This window comes from Pararoseomonas sp. SCSIO 73927, assembly GCF_037040815.1.
Taxonomy (GTDB): domain Bacteria; phylum Pseudomonadota; class Alphaproteobacteria; order Acetobacterales; family Acetobacteraceae; genus Roseomonas.
This window is the reverse complement of sequence record NZ_CP146232.1, coordinates 3653516-3667343: the sequence shown is the minus strand read 5'-3', so window position 1 is coordinate 3667343 and position 13828 is coordinate 3653516. Positions and strand designations below refer to the sequence as shown.

15 protein-coding genes are annotated in these 13828 nt (G+C 69.3%); 9 read left to right on the top strand and 6 right to left on the bottom strand.

Annotated elements, in window-relative coordinates; translation table 11 throughout:
• Window positions 1–70 precede the first annotated feature (70 nt).
• Together VQH23_RS17280 and VQH23_RS17275 are read right to left on the bottom strand one after the other, a co-directional pair.
• Window positions 71–1084, bottom strand: coding sequence for an SDR family NAD(P)-dependent oxidoreductase (locus tag VQH23_RS17280; protein ID WP_338661971.1), 1014 nt, complete (start codon window positions 1082–1084; stop codon window positions 71–73).
• Between the two features lie 186 nt (window positions 1085–1270).
• On the bottom strand, window positions 1271–2299 hold the full coding sequence (locus VQH23_RS17275) for an amino acid ABC transporter substrate-binding protein (protein WP_338661970.1): 1029 nt from the start codon (window positions 2297–2299) through the stop codon (window positions 1271–1273).
• 293 nt (window positions 2300–2592) lie between these two features.
• Between VQH23_RS17275 and VQH23_RS17270 the strand changes: the two genes are divergently transcribed.
• From VQH23_RS17270 to VQH23_RS17260, 3 genes are all read left to right on the top strand, one after another.
• Window positions 2593–2799 (top strand): cold-shock protein, encoded by a 207-nt coding sequence (locus VQH23_RS17270; protein ID WP_338661969.1) that lies wholly within the window; start codon window positions 2593–2595, stop codon window positions 2797–2799.
• Window positions 2800–2966: 167 nt separating this feature from the next.
• A complete protein-coding gene (locus VQH23_RS17265; protein WP_338661968.1) occupies window positions 2967–3203 on the top strand; it encodes a hypothetical protein in 237 nt (78 codons plus the stop codon).
• Between the two features lie 16 nt (window positions 3204–3219).
• The gene (locus tag VQH23_RS17260; protein WP_338661967.1) at window positions 3220–3921 is read left to right on the top strand and encodes a PAQR family membrane homeostasis protein TrhA; all 702 of its coding nucleotides are present in this window, start codon (window positions 3220–3222) and stop codon (window positions 3919–3921) included.
• Between the two features lie 19 nt (window positions 3922–3940).
• On the opposite strand, the gene VQH23_RS17255 is transcribed toward VQH23_RS17260, so the two are convergent.
• The 3 genes from VQH23_RS17255 to VQH23_RS17245 all read right to left on the bottom strand — a co-directional run bounded on the left by VQH23_RS17255 (window position 3941) and on the right by VQH23_RS17245 (window position 6669).
• Window positions 3941–4210, bottom strand: a complete 270-nt coding sequence (locus VQH23_RS17255; protein ID WP_338661966.1) for a hypothetical protein — start codon at window positions 4208–4210, stop codon at window positions 3941–3943.
• Window positions 4211–4309: 99 nt separating this feature from the next.
• The gene (locus VQH23_RS17250; protein ID WP_338661965.1) at window positions 4310–5377 is read right to left on the bottom strand and encodes a M20/M25/M40 family metallo-hydrolase; all 1068 of its coding nucleotides are present in this window, start codon (window positions 5375–5377) and stop codon (window positions 4310–4312) included.
• Between the two features lie 260 nt (window positions 5378–5637).
• Complete coding sequence (locus VQH23_RS17245; RefSeq protein WP_338661964.1) at window positions 5638–6669, bottom strand: DUF4238 domain-containing protein; 1032 nt, start codon at window positions 6667–6669, stop codon at window positions 5638–5640.
• Between the two features lie 103 nt (window positions 6670–6772).
• Here VQH23_RS17245 and VQH23_RS17240 point away from each other — a divergent pair, with 103 nt between their 5' ends.
• From VQH23_RS17240 to VQH23_RS17215, 6 genes are all read left to right on the top strand, one after another.
• Window positions 6773–7384 (top strand): transposase, encoded by a 612-nt coding sequence (locus VQH23_RS17240; RefSeq protein ID WP_338661963.1) that lies wholly within the window; start codon window positions 6773–6775, stop codon window positions 7382–7384.
• Window positions 7385–7464: 80 nt separating this feature from the next.
• On the top strand, window positions 7465–9708 hold the full coding sequence (purL, locus tag VQH23_RS17235; protein WP_338661962.1) for a phosphoribosylformylglycinamidine synthase subunit PurL: 2244 nt from the start codon (window positions 7465–7467) through the stop codon (window positions 9706–9708).
• A gap of 70 nt (window positions 9709–9778) precedes the next feature.
• Entirely contained in the window at window positions 9779–10012 is a 234-nt protein-coding gene (locus tag VQH23_RS17230) for a BolA family transcriptional regulator (protein ID WP_338661961.1), read from the top strand.
• An 11-nt stretch (window positions 10013–10023) separates the two neighbouring features.
• Window positions 10024–10365: a Grx4 family monothiol glutaredoxin gene (gene grxD, locus VQH23_RS17225; protein WP_338661960.1), complete on the top strand. Its 342-nt coding sequence runs from the start codon at window positions 10024–10026 to the stop codon at window positions 10363–10365.
• A 20-nt stretch (window positions 10366–10385) separates the two neighbouring features.
• Window positions 10386–11660 carry an MFS transporter gene (locus tag VQH23_RS17220; RefSeq protein WP_338661959.1) on the top strand — a complete coding sequence of 425 codons (1275 nt, stop codon included), beginning with the start codon at window positions 10386–10388 and terminating at the stop codon, window positions 11658–11660.
• A 74-nt stretch (window positions 11661–11734) separates the two neighbouring features.
• A complete protein-coding gene (locus tag VQH23_RS17215; RefSeq protein WP_338661958.1) occupies window positions 11735–12706 on the top strand; it encodes a tripartite tricarboxylate transporter substrate binding protein in 972 nt (323 codons plus the stop codon).
• A 40-nt stretch (window positions 12707–12746) separates the two neighbouring features.
• Here VQH23_RS17215 and VQH23_RS17210 read toward each other — a convergent pair whose 3' ends face one another.
• Window positions 12747–13778, bottom strand: a complete 1032-nt coding sequence (locus tag VQH23_RS17210) for an amino acid ABC transporter substrate-binding protein (RefSeq protein WP_338661957.1) — start codon at window positions 13776–13778, stop codon at window positions 12747–12749.
• Window positions 13779–13828 lie beyond the last annotated feature (50 nt).

Here is a 13828-nt window from a genome sequence, read left to right as displayed (position 1 = left end):
AAGCCCAAGTCTTTTATCAATCGCCCGCACCGTCTTACTTCCGGCTAGCCCCTCGGCTACCGCTCCCCGGCTACCGCCCCCCGCGATCCGCCCCCATCCGCTTCCGGATCCCGCCCTCCACCCCGGTGCCCTCCGCCATCGGCCGGTGCAGGTTCCCCGAGGTGACCGGCCCCGGCGGCGCGTCGTCCATCTGGGTGCGCTGCACGAACCCGCCCGCGATCCGCTCCGCCAGCCGCGGCGCGATCCGGTCGCCCAGCACCGCCGCCCGCGCCTTCCACCCGACCTGGTAGGGTCCGTTGGGGTGCACGGAATTCCACACGATCGCGTCCACCACCTCGCGCGGGTCGTCCATCAGCCCCGTCTGCGCCAGGCGCCCCGTGTAGTTCCCGGCATGCACCCAGTAGGGCGTGTCCACCGCCCAGGGCTGGATCGTCGCCACCCGGATCACGCGCTCCAGCCCGCCTAGCCGCAGCTCCTGCCGGATCGCCCCGTCCAGCCCGAGCATCGCGTGCTTCGTCGCCGCGTAGGTCGCGTGATAGGCCAGCGGCACGTCCCCCTCGACGGAGGAGATGTTCACCAGCACCCCGTGCCCCTGCCGCCGGAACTGCCGCAGCGCCACGTGCGAGCCGTAGATCGCCCCCTTCAGGTTCACGTCCACCATCCGCGCGTGGTCCGCGATCGGAATCTCCTCGAACCGCCCGATGGAGGCCACCGCCGCGTCGTTGATCCACACGTCGATCGCGCCGAACGCGCCCAGCGCCGCCCGCGCCAGCGCCTCGACCTGCTCGGGGTCGCTCACATCCGTGGGCACCACCAGCGCCTGCCCACCGAGGGCGCGTACCCGCGCCGCCACCTCCTCCAGCACCGCCCCGCGCCGCGCCGCCAGCACCACCTTCGCGCCGTAGGACCCCAGCCGCTCCGCCGTGCCCCGCCCGAAGCCGCTGGAGGCGCCCGTCACCACATAGGTCCGCCCGGACACCATCACCCGGTCCCGGCTTCCCAGCTCGGAAGGCGCCGGGCGCCCGCCCAGCACCGCCCCCGCCACCGCGGCCATCGCCGCGGGCAACATCTGGAATGGGAACACGCGCCGCTCCTCGGCCAGTCGGCACGAAGAACATCCGGGCGCCCCGAACGTTCCATTCCGCGCGCCCCAATCCGCGGGCCCCGATCCCGCATTCAAACAGAGAGGAGCCCCGGCGCGGTATCCTCAGCCCTCCCGCCCGCAGGGAAGGCGCCACCGCCTCCCCTGCGCCCTCTCACAACCCCTGCGTCACCGCATCGGCAGCGCGTACTGCAGCCCACCCTTCGTCCAGAGATTGTTGATCCCCCGCTGCACCCCCAGCGGCGTGATGTTCCGGTCCCACATCTCCGCGAAGTTCCCGACCTGCCGCACGATCTGCACCGCCCAGTCCGGGCCCACGCCCAGCGCCCTCCCCAGGTCGCCCGTCGCCCCGATGAAGCGCTGGATCTCCGGGTTGTTGCTGTCGCGGAAGCTGTCGAGGTTCCGGCTGGTGATCCCCAGCTCCTCCGCCGTCAGCTGCGCGAAATGCGCCCACCGCACGACGTCGAAGAACTTCCAGTCCCCCTTCCGCACCATCGTCCCCAGCGGCTCCTTGGAGATGATTTCCGGCAGCAGCAGGTACTGCTCCGCATTCGCCCCCTGCGCGAAACGGAAGGAGGCGAGCGAGGAGGCGTCCGTCGTGAAGGCGTCGCACCGCCCGTTGATGAACGCCGCCCGCAGCTCCTCCAGGTTCTCGATCACCAACGGCTGGAACCGCATGCCGTGGATGCGGAAGTAGTCCGTCAGGTTCAGCTCCGTCGTGGAGCCGGGCTGCACGCACACCGTCGCCCCGTCCAGCCCCTTCACCGAGGTGACGCCCGACGCCTTCTTCACCATGAAGCCGGTGCCGTCGTAGAAATTGATGCTCGCGAACTCGAGCCCGAGCGACGCCTCGCGCCCCAGCGTCCAGGTCGTATTCCGCACGAGCATGTCCACCTCGCCGCTCTGCAGCGCCGTGAACCGGTTCTGCGTCGTCGTGTTGATGAACCGGACCCTGCTCGCATCCCCCAGGATCGCCGCCGCGACGATCCGGCACCCGTCCGCATCCAGCCCGCGCATCACGCCCTGGCTGTCCGGCAGGCTGAACCCCGCCACGCTCCCCGCCACGCCGCAGAGCACCGCCCCGCGCGCCCGGATCGCCCCGATCGTGTCCGCCGCCGGCTGCGCCCCCGCATCGCCCGCCAGCCCGGCCAATTCCAGCACCGCCGCCCCAAGGGCAGCCCAAACGCCTCGCACCATCGCAGCAGCATCCCTGTCCCGTTGTCGGATGCGCGCAACCGGCCTTCCCGCGACCATGTCCCCGGCCCTGCCCAACCCGCAAGCGAAGCCCGTGCCAGGACCGCCGAAACGGCGAAATGCCCGGCATGCCTTGCATCCCGCCCGCGACTTCCCCATCTTGGTGAGGTCAGTCTCGTCGTGCCGGCCTGCTCTCCTTGCTCTCCCGAGCGCCGAGCTCGGTGTCCGTCTCTCTCGAAGCTCGATCCGGCGTGCACGTCGCCCGCCGGTCATTCAGCATGAACGGAACACCAGTCATGGCCACCGGCACCATCAAGTGGTTCAACGCGACCAAGGGCTACGGCTTCATCCAGCCGGATGACGGCTCCAAGGACGTCTTCCTCCACATCTCGGACGTGCAGGCCGCCGGCCTCCAGTCCCCGCAGGAGGGCGACAAGCTCGAGTACGACCTGCAGCGCGGCCAGCAGGGCAAGGTCTCGGCCGGCAACCTGAAGGCCGTCTGATCAAGGCCCCGCCCGGGGCTCATACCCCGGGCGCATCGGCAGGGCATCGCCCCGCCGGACCGGAGGGCGGCCAACCCCGGCCGCCCCTCACCCCCCGCCACCCACCGATCCCGATTGGCAGCACGCCCGATCGGTCGCAGGATGGGGGCCCGGGAAGGAACCACCCCATGCAGCAGCAGCACAGGTTCCGCATCGGCGAGGATGTCGAGCTCATCCCCCGCCGTTTCTCCCCGCGCGAGGCCAGCGGGCGATACACCATCCTCCGCCTTCTCCCCAATGACTCCACGGACCGCGAGTACCGCGTGAAGAGCGGCCAGGACGGTCATGAGCGCGTCGTCCGTGAGAGCGAGATGCGCGCCAGCGCCTCCACCCTCGCCAGCCGCACCTGGCCGGGCGAGGCCTGACCACCCCGTTGCCCCCGTGACCGTCGCCCCCGTGACCGTCGCCCCCATGACCGCCGGGGCCGTCACGGGGACCACCCCGCCCCTCCCGCGGGCCGCTTCTCCGTCCGAGCGCCGTGCTGACGCCGCCATCCACGCGCTCGGCCTTCTTGCCGTGCTGGCCGGCACCGCCCTCCTTCTACACACCCTTCGCACCGCGTCGAACTCCGGCGCGGCCCCCGCCACCGGCCTGTACATCCTCGGCCTGGTCGCCACCTTCACCTTCTCCGCCGCCTACAACACGGCCCCCGAAGGCCCGCGCCGGAACGTCCTGCGCCGCCTGGACCACGCCGCCATCTTCCTCATGATCGCCGGCACCTACACCCCCGTCGCCCTGCTCGGCATCGGCGGCCCCTGGGGCACGGCCCTCTGCGCCGCGGTCTGGGCCGGCGCCCTCCCCGGCATGGCCCTGAAGCTCCTCGCCCCCGGCCGCTACGAGCGCGCGGCCCTCGCCGCCTACCTCGCCCTCGGCTGGCTCGGCGTCATCGCCCTCCCCACCATGCTCCAGGCCATGCCGCACTGGCAGACCGCCACCATCGCCGCCGGCGGCCTGCTCTACACCGCCGGCACCGCCTTCCACCTCGCGGAGCGCCTGCCCTACAGCACCGCCATCTGGCACGCCTTCGTCCTGGCCGCCGCCGCCTGCCACTTCACCGTCGTCCTGGCCCTCGCCGCCGGCTGACCGAGACCCCGAAGCGCCCCTACCGCTTCACGAACTTGAAGAACCGGCTCTCCTTCCCGTCCGCCGTCCTGTCCTGGTGCAGGAAGGCCAGCTTCCGGTCCTCGAAGGTCTTGAAGAACTCTTCCCAGGGGATCTCCTCCAGCCTGTCCTCCTTGGGCCCGAAATCGACGCGCAGGATCCCCTCCCCGTTATCCCCCTCGGTCCCGGAAACGACGCTCGGCCGCCCCTTCCGCTCCTCGATCCACGCCTGGATCACCTTGTGATCGGTCGTCGTGTTGCCCGAGCTCATCGCCGCCCTCCTGCCATGCCCCCGCCAGACGCGGGCGCATGCCCCGGGGAACACGGCGCGGAACCGCCCCGTTGCCTCACAACCCCGCGCGGCCTGCCCCTACCACGGCACGAAACTCGTCTCTCCCGACACCCGCCGGCAATACGCCGCCAGCAGCCGCGCCGCGTTCTCCAGATCCGTCAGGCTCACCACCTCGCAGGGCGTGTGCATGTAGCGCAGCGGGATCCCCACCAGCCCGGACGCCACCCCATCCCCCGCGGTCTGGATCCGGTTGGCGTCCGTCGGCGTGCTCCCCGGCGCGATCCGCAGCTGATAGGGAATCCCCTCCTCCTCCGCCGCCCGGCGCAACAGATCGAACACCACCGGGCTGGCATTCGCCCCCCGCAGCAGGCTCGGCCCCTTCCCCATCTCCAACCGGCCGAACTCCGCCCCCGTCACGCCCGGATAATCAATGGCGTGCTCCATATCCACCGCCAGCCCTGTCACGGGCCCGATCCGCGCCGCCGCCGTCCTCGCCCCGCGCCCCCCGAGCTCCTCCTGCACCGTCCCCACCGCATAAACGCCCACCTCGGGCAGGAGCCCGCCCTCCTCCCGCAGCAGCCGCACCGCCTCCGCCACCACGAACAGGCCCGCCTTGTTGTCGAAGGCCCGCGCCACCGCGCGATCGCCCAGCAACGGCTGAAAACCCCGCTGGAAGGTCACGATATCCCCCAGCCGCACCACCTCCTCCGCCTCGGCGCGAGAAGTCGCCCCGATATCAATCCACATTTCCCCCATCTTCGGCTTGCCCTGGCCCTCCCCCGGCCCGAGCAGATGGATCGCCTTCCGCCCCACCGCGCCCACCACGCGCCGGCGCCCATGCACCCACACCGTCTGCCCCAGCGGCACGGAGGCGTCGTGGTCACCCACCGCCATGAAGTGGAGCAGCCCCTCCTCGCCGATGTCGTGGATGATGAAGCCGATCTCATCCATGTGCCCGGCCAGCATGATCTTCACCGGCGCATCGGGGTTGAGGATCACCGTCACGTTGCCATGCACGTCGGTGGTGATGCCGTCGGCATAGGGCCGGGCATAGTCCCGGTACAGCCGCGCCACCTCGCCCTCATACCCACTCGGGGACGGGGCCTTGATCAGTTCCTCCAGGAAACGGAGGGATTCGTCGCGCATCTCGCATAATTCCCTGATCGGCGGCCTTCAGTGCGGCCGCCGGCTCTGAGGAGTGTCACGAGGAGGAGGAACGGGCACTGTCGAAGGATCGGCTTGCCGATCACTCTGGCGACATTGTGTATTTGTTGGCGTGCGATCATACCTCGTTAAATAAACTAGGCATTAACCTTTCTCCGACCACCCGTCCCTCAGCGGAGGGTTCTTACCTTCGAAATTAGCTCAATTCTGGAACTTGCACATAAGTAAGCAATCTTTCCTGCTCAATTCCCCAACACCGATGACAAGAATGCATTTACATCCCCGCCGATTTCGCCTAACAGATGTTGATACGGGCCTTCATCTAAGGCGACGAAATATTCCCAGCTACAACGTGCCGCTGCAAGATTTAGCATATCCGGGTCTAAAAGCGGCGAAGATGGGCCGCCGATCAACAATCGATTGTGCGATATAGGCATGATAATACGCCTTTGCTCATCTTGGCCAACAAAAAAGGCGGGTAGAATTTCACCATCTCGATTCTCGGCCAGAATCACGCAATCCGGCATTACAAATGCGCCGTTCAGTCCGGACAGAATTGACCAGTTCAGCTTCCTTAAGCTTTCAACTCTTGGAACAGGAACAAGGGTCTGAGTCAGAGCCTCCTGATGAGCTTTTCTTGCCAGTCCCGGAATACCCTTCGCGAACTCCAAAGCCAACCCTCTAAACATAGGCAGGTTCTCAAATAGCTGCTCAGAAGGCACCTTTTTTATTTCATTGTATGCAGCTCGCTCAAACGCATCCTGACTCATGCCCTGGGTGCGAATAGCTTCCTTATTTTCACGCCAATACTTTCTGAGTACGTCTCTGACGGCCTTCGCAGGAACTTTTTCGTCCAACTTCATAAATTTCGCCATACCGGACTGAGTGAGAAGATTGTTGGTGACGTTAGCCATCACCTGAGCGAAGCTCGACGAAAAAACTTCTCGCAGATGAGCAGTCCGAATGAGAAAATGGCATACGCACTCTGCCACCCGGTCAGGGTCAATTGTGTCGTGCTCGTTCAAAGACCTCAAACTGTTCACGTACCCGGCAATCTTATTCTCGTGATCGGTGATTTGGTCGTCTAAAGTTCTTACCTCTTCGGTTCCGGGCGGATCAGAGTAGAAGTCCCGCTCCGCTCCAACACCTTGCGTAGATGTGGTGTAGATTCCACGACCTTTCGAATAGACGGTGACCCGAACTGCTTTGCCAGCACTGGCCCCAAATCCACGTAGCAGAAATTGGGGAATATAATGTTGCTTTCGCCCAGCCATGAACATCCTCGGTTGCCAAGAGGTTCTGAACGTCCTCGTTCACCGCAGATTGGTAGCATGGCCCCGTACTAGTTCCTTGACATCAAGGAATTTATTCCACATCATGGCACCCATGCCCCTGCCCCACATCCCCCGCCTGACCACCCCCGCCCCCTGGTCCCCCCTCACCGACCTCCAGTTCCACGCCCTCCTCCCCTACATCCTCCCCCGTTCCCCCGCCGGCCGCCGCATTTCCGACCTTCGCGCCCGCATGAACGCCATCTTCCACGTCGCCAACACCCACGCCCCCTGGCGCGAAGCCCCGCCCGGTGCCGGCACCCCTGACACAATCGCCCGCCACTACCGCCGCCTCACCCGCGCCGGCCTATGGGAACGCCTTCTCATCGCCCCGGCCGATGCCGCCCCCAACCACCCCCTGCGGCAGATCGAACACCTCATCGTCCGTGCCTGCCGCCGCGCCCACCGCCTCCTCGGCCTGCCCTTCCTCGTCCTCATTCGCCGAATCGGCCTCCGCAGCGCCCTCCCCGCCCCGCCCTGGCTCCTGCCCGATCCCGATTTGTCCGAAATGCTCACCCGCGCCGTCCCAACCGCCGCGCCCACAACCCGCGCCGGCCTCGCCGCCCTGAAAACCCGCCTGAAAAGCCTGAAATACCTCTTCAAGGCCGCCGAGGGCCGCCGCCGCATCCCCCGCAGCGTCCGGTTAAGCTGGTCGTAACCCCACCCATGCAACAACCGCCCACCCCCACCCCGGAAAGGCCCCTCGACAACCGCCCCCCCTCTCCCCAAAACCCGCCCATGCCGAGCGCCCCCGAAACCCCCGCCAACCTCTTGGACGAAGCGAAGGCCCGCACCCTCGCCAAGGATTTCGGCCTGAAGGGCGATGAGTTCGACAACGTGCTGGCCATCCTCGGCCGCACCCCCAGCCTCACGGAGCTCGGCATCTTCTCCGTGATGTGGAGCGAGCACTGCTCCTACAAATCCAGCCGCGTCTGGCTGAAGGAACTCCCCACCAAGGCCCCCTGGGTCATCCACGGCCCGGGTGAGAACGCGGGCGTCATCGACATCGGCGACGGCCTGGCCGCCATCTTCAAGATGGAGAGCCACAACCACCCCAGCTTCATCGAGCCCTACCAGGGCGCCGCCACCGGCGTCGGCGGCATTCTCCGCGATGTCTTCACCATGGGCGCCCGCCCCATCGCCAACCTCAACGCCCTCCGCTTCGGCGCCGTGGACAACCCCAACACGAAGCGCATCCTGGATGGCGTCGTCCGCGGCATCGGCGGCTACGGCAACTGCGTCGGCGTCCCCACGGTCGGCGGAGAGGTGAACTTCCACCCCGCCTACAACGGCAACCCCCTGGTCAACGCCATGACGGTCGGCATCGCCCGCCAGGACCGCATCTTCCTCAGCGCCGCCGCCGGCATCGGCAACCCCGTCGTCTACGTCGGCAGCAAGACCGGCCGCGACGGCATCCACGGCGCCACCATGGCCAGCGCCGAATTCTCGGAGGACGCGGAGGAGAAGCGCCCCACCGTCCAGATCGGCGATCCCTTCGCCGAGAAGCTCCTCATCGAGGCCTGCCTCGAACTGATGGAGACCGACGCCATCGTCGCCATCCAGGACATGGGCGCCGCCGGCCTCACCAGCAGCAGCGTGGAGATGGCCGGCAAGGGCGGCGTCGGCATCGAGCTCGTCATGGAGAACGTCCCCCAGCGCGAGGAGGGGATGTCCGCCTACGAGATGATGCTGAGCGAGAGCCAGGAGCGCATGCTCATGGTCCTCAAGCCCGGCGAGGAGCACGTGGCCGAGGCCATCTTCCGCAAGTGGGAGCTGGACTTCGCCGTCATCGGCCACCTCACCGACACCGGCCGCATCACCCTCCGCCACAACGGCGTGCTGGAAGCCGACATCCCCCTCGCCCCCCTCGAATCCCAGGCCCCCCTCTACCGCCGCCCCACGGCCGAAACCCCCAAGCAGCCCCTGCTGGACCCGGCCACCGTCGCGGACCCGGTGGGCATCCCCGCTGCCCTGAAGACCCTCATCGCCAGCCCCGACCTCTGCTCCCGCCGCTGGATCTGGGACCAGTACGACAGCGCCGTGAACGGCCAGACCGTCCGCCGCCCCGGCCAGGCCGACGCCGCCATCGTGAAGCTGGAGGACAGCCTCAAGGCCCTGGCGATGACCACGGACTGCACCCCCCGCTACTGCGCGGCCGACCCCGAGACCGGCGGCGCCCAGGCGGTCGTCGAGACCTGGCGCAACATCACCGCCACCGGCGCCAAGCCCCTCGCGATCACGGACAACATGAACTTCGGCAACCCCGAGCGCCCGGAGATCATGGGCCAGTTCGCCGCCTGCATCCGCGGCATGAAGGCCGCGTGCGAGGCGCTGGACTACCCCGTCGTCTCCGGCAACGTCAGCCTCTACAACGAGACCCGCGGCGCCGAGCACCCGCAGGCCATCCTCCCCACCCCCGCCATTGGCGGCGTCGGCGTGATCGAGGACGCCCGCCGCGCCACCGGCATCGCCCCGCGCCCCGGCAACGAGATCATCCTCCTCGGCGAGACCCGCGGCCACCTCGGCCAGTCCCTCTGGCTCCGCGAGATCGCCGGCCGCGAGGAGGGCGCGCCCCCGCCCGTGGACCTCGCCGCCGAGCGCCGCACCGGCGACTTCGTCCGCGAAAGGATCCTGTCCGGCGCCATCACCGCCTGCCACGACTGCGCGGACGGCGGCCTCCTCGTCGCCCTCGCCGAGATGGCCCTCGCCGCCAACCTCGGCCTGGCGCTGGAAGCCCCGCCCCCCGGCATCCCCGCCCACGCCTTCTGGTTCGGCGAGGACGGGGCCCGCTACCTCTGCGCCACCCCCGACGCCCCCGCCCTGCTGGCCGCGGCAAAGGCCGCCGGCATCCCCGCCACCCGCATCGCCGGCCCCGCCGGCACCACCGGGGCCTTGGCGCTGCCCGGCCACCCCGCCATATCCATCGACGAGCTGCGCACCGCGCATGAGGGCACGCTTCCCGCCCTCATGAGGGACGCATGAGCGCGATCGCCAGGGGCCGGCAGGCCGCAGGCGTGAATCGCGCCCACAACCGCTGCTGAGGACGACGACGATGGCCATGCCCGCCGCCGAGATCGAGGCCCTGATCCGCGCCGCACTCCCCGACGCCAAGGTCACGATCGAGGACCTGGCCGGCGACGGCGACCACTACGCCGCCACCGTGGTCTCGGAAGCCTTCCGCGGCGTCCCGCGGGTGAAGCAGCATCAGATCGTCTATGCGGCCCTGCAGGGCCGCATGGGCGGCGAACTCCACGCCCTCGCCCTCCAGACCTCCGCACCGGAGTGAGAGAGACCCCGATGTCCGACAACCCCGTCTTCGCCCAGATCAAGTCCGAGGTCGAAGCCAACCCGGTCACCCTCTTCATGAAGGGCACGCCGGTCTTCCCGCAGTGCGGCTTCTCCGCCCGGGTGGTGCAGATCCTCTCCCACATGGGCGTGCCGTTCCACGGCGTGAACGTCCTCGCCGATCCGGAAATCCGCGAAGGCATCAAGGCCTTCTCCAACTGGCCGACCATCCCGCAGCTCTACGTGAAGGGCGAGTTCGTCGGCGGCTGCGACATCATCACCGAGATGTTCCAGACCGGTGAGCTGGCCACCCTCCTCACCGAGAACGGCATCCCCCACACCCAGGCCGCCTGAAACCGAAGGTTTCGGGTCGCGTGAGGGACGGCGGGCCCACCCCCCAGCAGGGTCCCGGGCCCGCCCCACCCGCCAAAGGTCCGAAAGGGCTGGAGGCCGCCTCCTGGAAGGTCGCCCTCTCCGTCACCCTGCTGATGCAGACGGTGGCGGCCTTCCTGAACCAGTGCGTCCCGGTGCTCGCCCCCCTCCTCACGGGCAGCGCCGGGCTCCCGCCGGAGGCGGCCGGCCACCTCGCCGCCCTCTCCACCACCGGCACGCTCGTCTTTCTCCTCGTCGGGATGCCCCTGCTCGCCCGGCTCGGCCCCGTCCGCACCCTCCAGGCCGGGGCGACCTTCGCGGCGGCCGGCATGGCCATCGCGGCCCTCGGCAACACCATCGCCCTGGGCATCGCCGCTTTCCTGATCGGCGTCGGCTACGGCCCCACGCCTCCCGCCGGCAGCCGCATCCTGGCGGCAACCGCCCCGGCACGGCACCGCACCCTCATCTTCTCCATCAAGCAGGCCGGCGCCCCACTGGGCGGCGTGGTGGCGGGGCTGGTGATCGCCCCCGTGGCCGCCTGGGCGGGCTGGCCCTACGGCCTCGGCCTCGCCGTCCTCATCGCCCTCGTCTCCGCCGCCCTCATCCAGCCCAGCCGCCCGATGCTGGACGTGGAGCGGGAGCCGGACCGCCCGGTCCACCCCGTGGCCCTCCTCTCCCGCCGCAACGTCACGGGTCCCTTCGCCGCGCTCGGCCTGCACCCCCTCCTGCCGCCGCTCACCCTGCTCGCCTGCTCCCTCGCCACGCTCCAGGGCTGCTTCGCCACCTTCGCCGTCACCTGGCTCACCACCACGCGCGGGCTGAGCCTCACCCAGGCGGGCGCGGTCTTCGCCGCCATGCAGGGCGGCGGCATCCTCGCGCGCATCGTCCTGGGCTGGGTCGCGGACCGCATGGCGAACGGGCCGATGAACCTCGTCGGGCAGGGCCTGGGCGCGGCCGCCCTCGTCGCGCTCTTCGTGCTGCTGCCGCCCATGGGGTTCCTGCCCACCCTCCTCCTCGGCGCCCTCGCGGGTTCGCTCGCGGCGAGCTGGAACGGCATCTACCAGTCGGAGGTGGCCCGCCTCGCGCCCCCTGGGCGCATCGCGGAGGCGACGGCGGGATCCTCCACCCTGTCCTTCCTCGGCTACCTCGTCCCGCCCGCGATCTTCGCCGCTCTCGTCAGCGCGACGGGAAGCTGGCTGCTGCCGCAGCTCCTCTCGGCCGGGCAGGTCGTGCTGGTGGCGCTGCTGGTGCTGCCGCGCCTGCGCCGGCGGGCGTGACGCGCGATTTCCCTTCCTATCGGATCGAGGCCGCGCCGATACTCAGGGGGAGGAAACGTAACGGGAAACATCCCATGCCCTTCACCCGCCGCCACGCGCTCGGGCGCTCGCTCGGCCTGGGGGTCGCCGCGCTCGCCCGCCCCGCCCTTGCGCAACGGGGCTTTCCGGACAAGGCGATCCGGATGCTCGTGCCCTGGGCGCCGGGCGGCACGACGGACGTGCAGATGCGGGCCTTCTGCGACGCCGCGAGCCGGCGGCTCGGCCAGCCCGTGGTGGTGGAGAACAAGGCGGGCGCGGGCGGCATCCTCGGCGCGCAGGCGCTGCTGAACGAGCGGCCGGACGGCTACACCCTGGCGCAGATGCCGATCAGCGTCTTCCGCATCCCCTACATGAGCAGCCGCCCGCCCTTCGACCCGCTGGTCGATTTCACCTACGTCACCCACCTCACGGGCTACCTGTTCGGCGTGGTGGTGAAGGCGGACGCGCCCTGGGCCGACTTCCCGGCCTTCCTGGCGGACGCGAAAGCGAACCCCGGGAAGTTCAACTACGGCACGCCGGGCGTCGGCACCTCGCTGCACATCACGATGGAGCAGATCGCGGGAATGCGGGACGTGCGCTACGTCCATGTCCCGTTCCGCGGCGTGGCGGAGAACATGGGGGCGCTGCTGGGCGGACAGATCCACGCCACGGCGGACAGCTCCGGCTGGGGGCCGCTGGTGGAGGAGGGGCGGCTGCGGCTGCTCGTTACCTGGGGGCCGGAGCGGGCGAAGCGCTTCCCGAACGTGCCGACGCTGAAGGAGCTGGGGATGGATATCGTCTCCACCTCGCCCTACGGCGTGGCGGGGCCGAAGGGGATGGACCCCGCCGTGGTGCGCGCGCTGGACACGGCGTTCCGGGCCGCGATCGGCGATCCGTCCCACGCGGCCGTGCTGGACCGCTACGACATGCCGGCGATGGCGATGGGGCCAGAGGAGTATACGGGTTTCGTGCGCCGGACGGTCGAGGAGGAGTCCGCGATGATCCGGCGCATGGGTCTTCGGCTCTAGGCGGGGCGGCCCGCGAGGGCCGCCCGACCAGGAGGGCCGATCAGCGCATCGGCAGGGCGTAGAGCAGCCCGCCGCGCGTCCACAGCTCGTTCGCGCCGCGCGCCAGGCCGACGGGGCTGCGCGGGCCCATGTGGCGCTCGTAGATCTCGCCGTAATTGCCGACGGCCTTGACGATGTTCACCACCCAGTTCGGGTCCAGCCGCAGGGCCTGGCCGAGCTCCGGCGTGACGCCGAGCAGGCGGCGCGTGTCGGGGTTGGTGGTGGTGCGCTTCACCTCGTCCACGTTGGCGCGGGTCACGCCGCTCTCCTCCGCCTGGATCACGGCGTTCACGTACCAGCGGACCACGTCGTACCACTCGTCGTCGCCGCGGCGGACATAGGGGCCGTAAGGCTCCTTGGAGAAGCGCTCATCGAGGATCTTCCACTCGCCGGGGTTCTGCATGGAGGAGCGGACGGCGGCGAGCTGGGAGGCGTCCGTGCCGAAGGCGTCGCAGCGGCCGGCCTGCAGCGCGTCCGTCGCCTGGTCGGTCCGGGCGAAGAGGACGGGGCTGAACTGGAGGTTGTTGGTGCGGAAGTACTCGGCCGTCACCTGCTCGTTCGTGGTGCCCTGGAGCAGGCAGATCGTGGCGCCGCCAAGCTCAGCCGCCTTCGAGATGTTGGCGTTGCCGCGCACCATGAAGCCGTGGCCGTCGTAGAAGTTCGGCGTGATGGCGCGGATGCCCAGCCCGACGTCGCGCAGCATCGTCTCCGTGCTGACGCGGAACAGCACGTCCACCTCGCCCGAGGACAGGGCGGTGAAGCGCGTCGGCGAGGAGAGCGGGGTGTAGCGGACCTTGTCCGGGTCATTGAACAGGGCCGCCGCGAGGCCGCGGCAGAAGTCCACGTCGAAGCCCTGCCAGACGCCCCGGGAATCCGGGATGGCGAAGCCGGGAAGGCCCGTGTGGATGCCGCAGTTCAGGACGCCGCGGGCCCTGATGGCGTCGTAGAGGGCACCGGCCTCCGCAGGGCGGGGCGCTGCGGTGAACAGGGCCGCGGCCGCGGCGACGGTGGCCAGGATGGCGCGCTTCAGCATGTCTTCCTCTCCGATAGGTTGGAGGGAGCCTGAGGATGGCTCACAGAGCC

Bases quoted from the DNA above. Each gene is read 5' to 3' on its own strand.
- VQH23_RS17275 (WP_338661970.1), bottom strand. From the start codon at position 2,299: ATGGTGCGAGGCGTTTGGGCTGCCCTTGGGGCGGCGGTGCTGGAATTG.
- VQH23_RS17270 (WP_338661969.1), top strand. From the start codon at position 2,593: ATGGCCACCGGCACCATCAAGTGGTTCAACGCGACCAAGGGCTACGGC.
- VQH23_RS17265 (WP_338661968.1), top strand. From the start codon at position 2,967: ATGCAGCAGCAGCACAGGTTCCGCATCGGCGAGGATGTCGAGCTCATC.
- VQH23_RS17255 (WP_338661966.1), bottom strand. From the start codon at position 4,210: ATGAGCTCGGGCAACACGACGACCGATCACAAGGTGATCCAGGCGTGG.
- VQH23_RS17250 (WP_338661965.1), bottom strand. From the start codon at position 5,377: ATGCGCGACGAATCCCTCCGTTTCCTGGAGGAACTGATCAAGGCCCCG.
- VQH23_RS17245 (WP_338661964.1), bottom strand. From the start codon at position 6,669: ATGGCTGGGCGAAAGCAACATTATATTCCCCAATTTCTGCTACGTGGA.
- VQH23_RS17240 (WP_338661963.1), top strand. From the start codon at position 6,773: ATGGCACCCATGCCCCTGCCCCACATCCCCCGCCTGACCACCCCCGCC.
- purL (WP_338661962.1), top strand. From the start codon at position 7,465: ATGCCGAGCGCCCCCGAAACCCCCGCCAACCTCTTGGACGAAGCGAAG.
- VQH23_RS17230 (WP_338661961.1), top strand. From the start codon at position 9,779: ATGGCCATGCCCGCCGCCGAGATCGAGGCCCTGATCCGCGCCGCACTC.
- grxD (WP_338661960.1), top strand. From the start codon at position 10,024: ATGTCCGACAACCCCGTCTTCGCCCAGATCAAGTCCGAGGTCGAAGCC.
- VQH23_RS17215 (WP_338661958.1), top strand. From the start codon at position 11,735: ATGCCCTTCACCCGCCGCCACGCGCTCGGGCGCTCGCTCGGCCTGGGG.
- VQH23_RS17210 (WP_338661957.1), bottom strand. From the start codon at position 13,778: ATGCTGAAGCGCGCCATCCTGGCCACCGTCGCCGCGGCCGCGGCCCTG.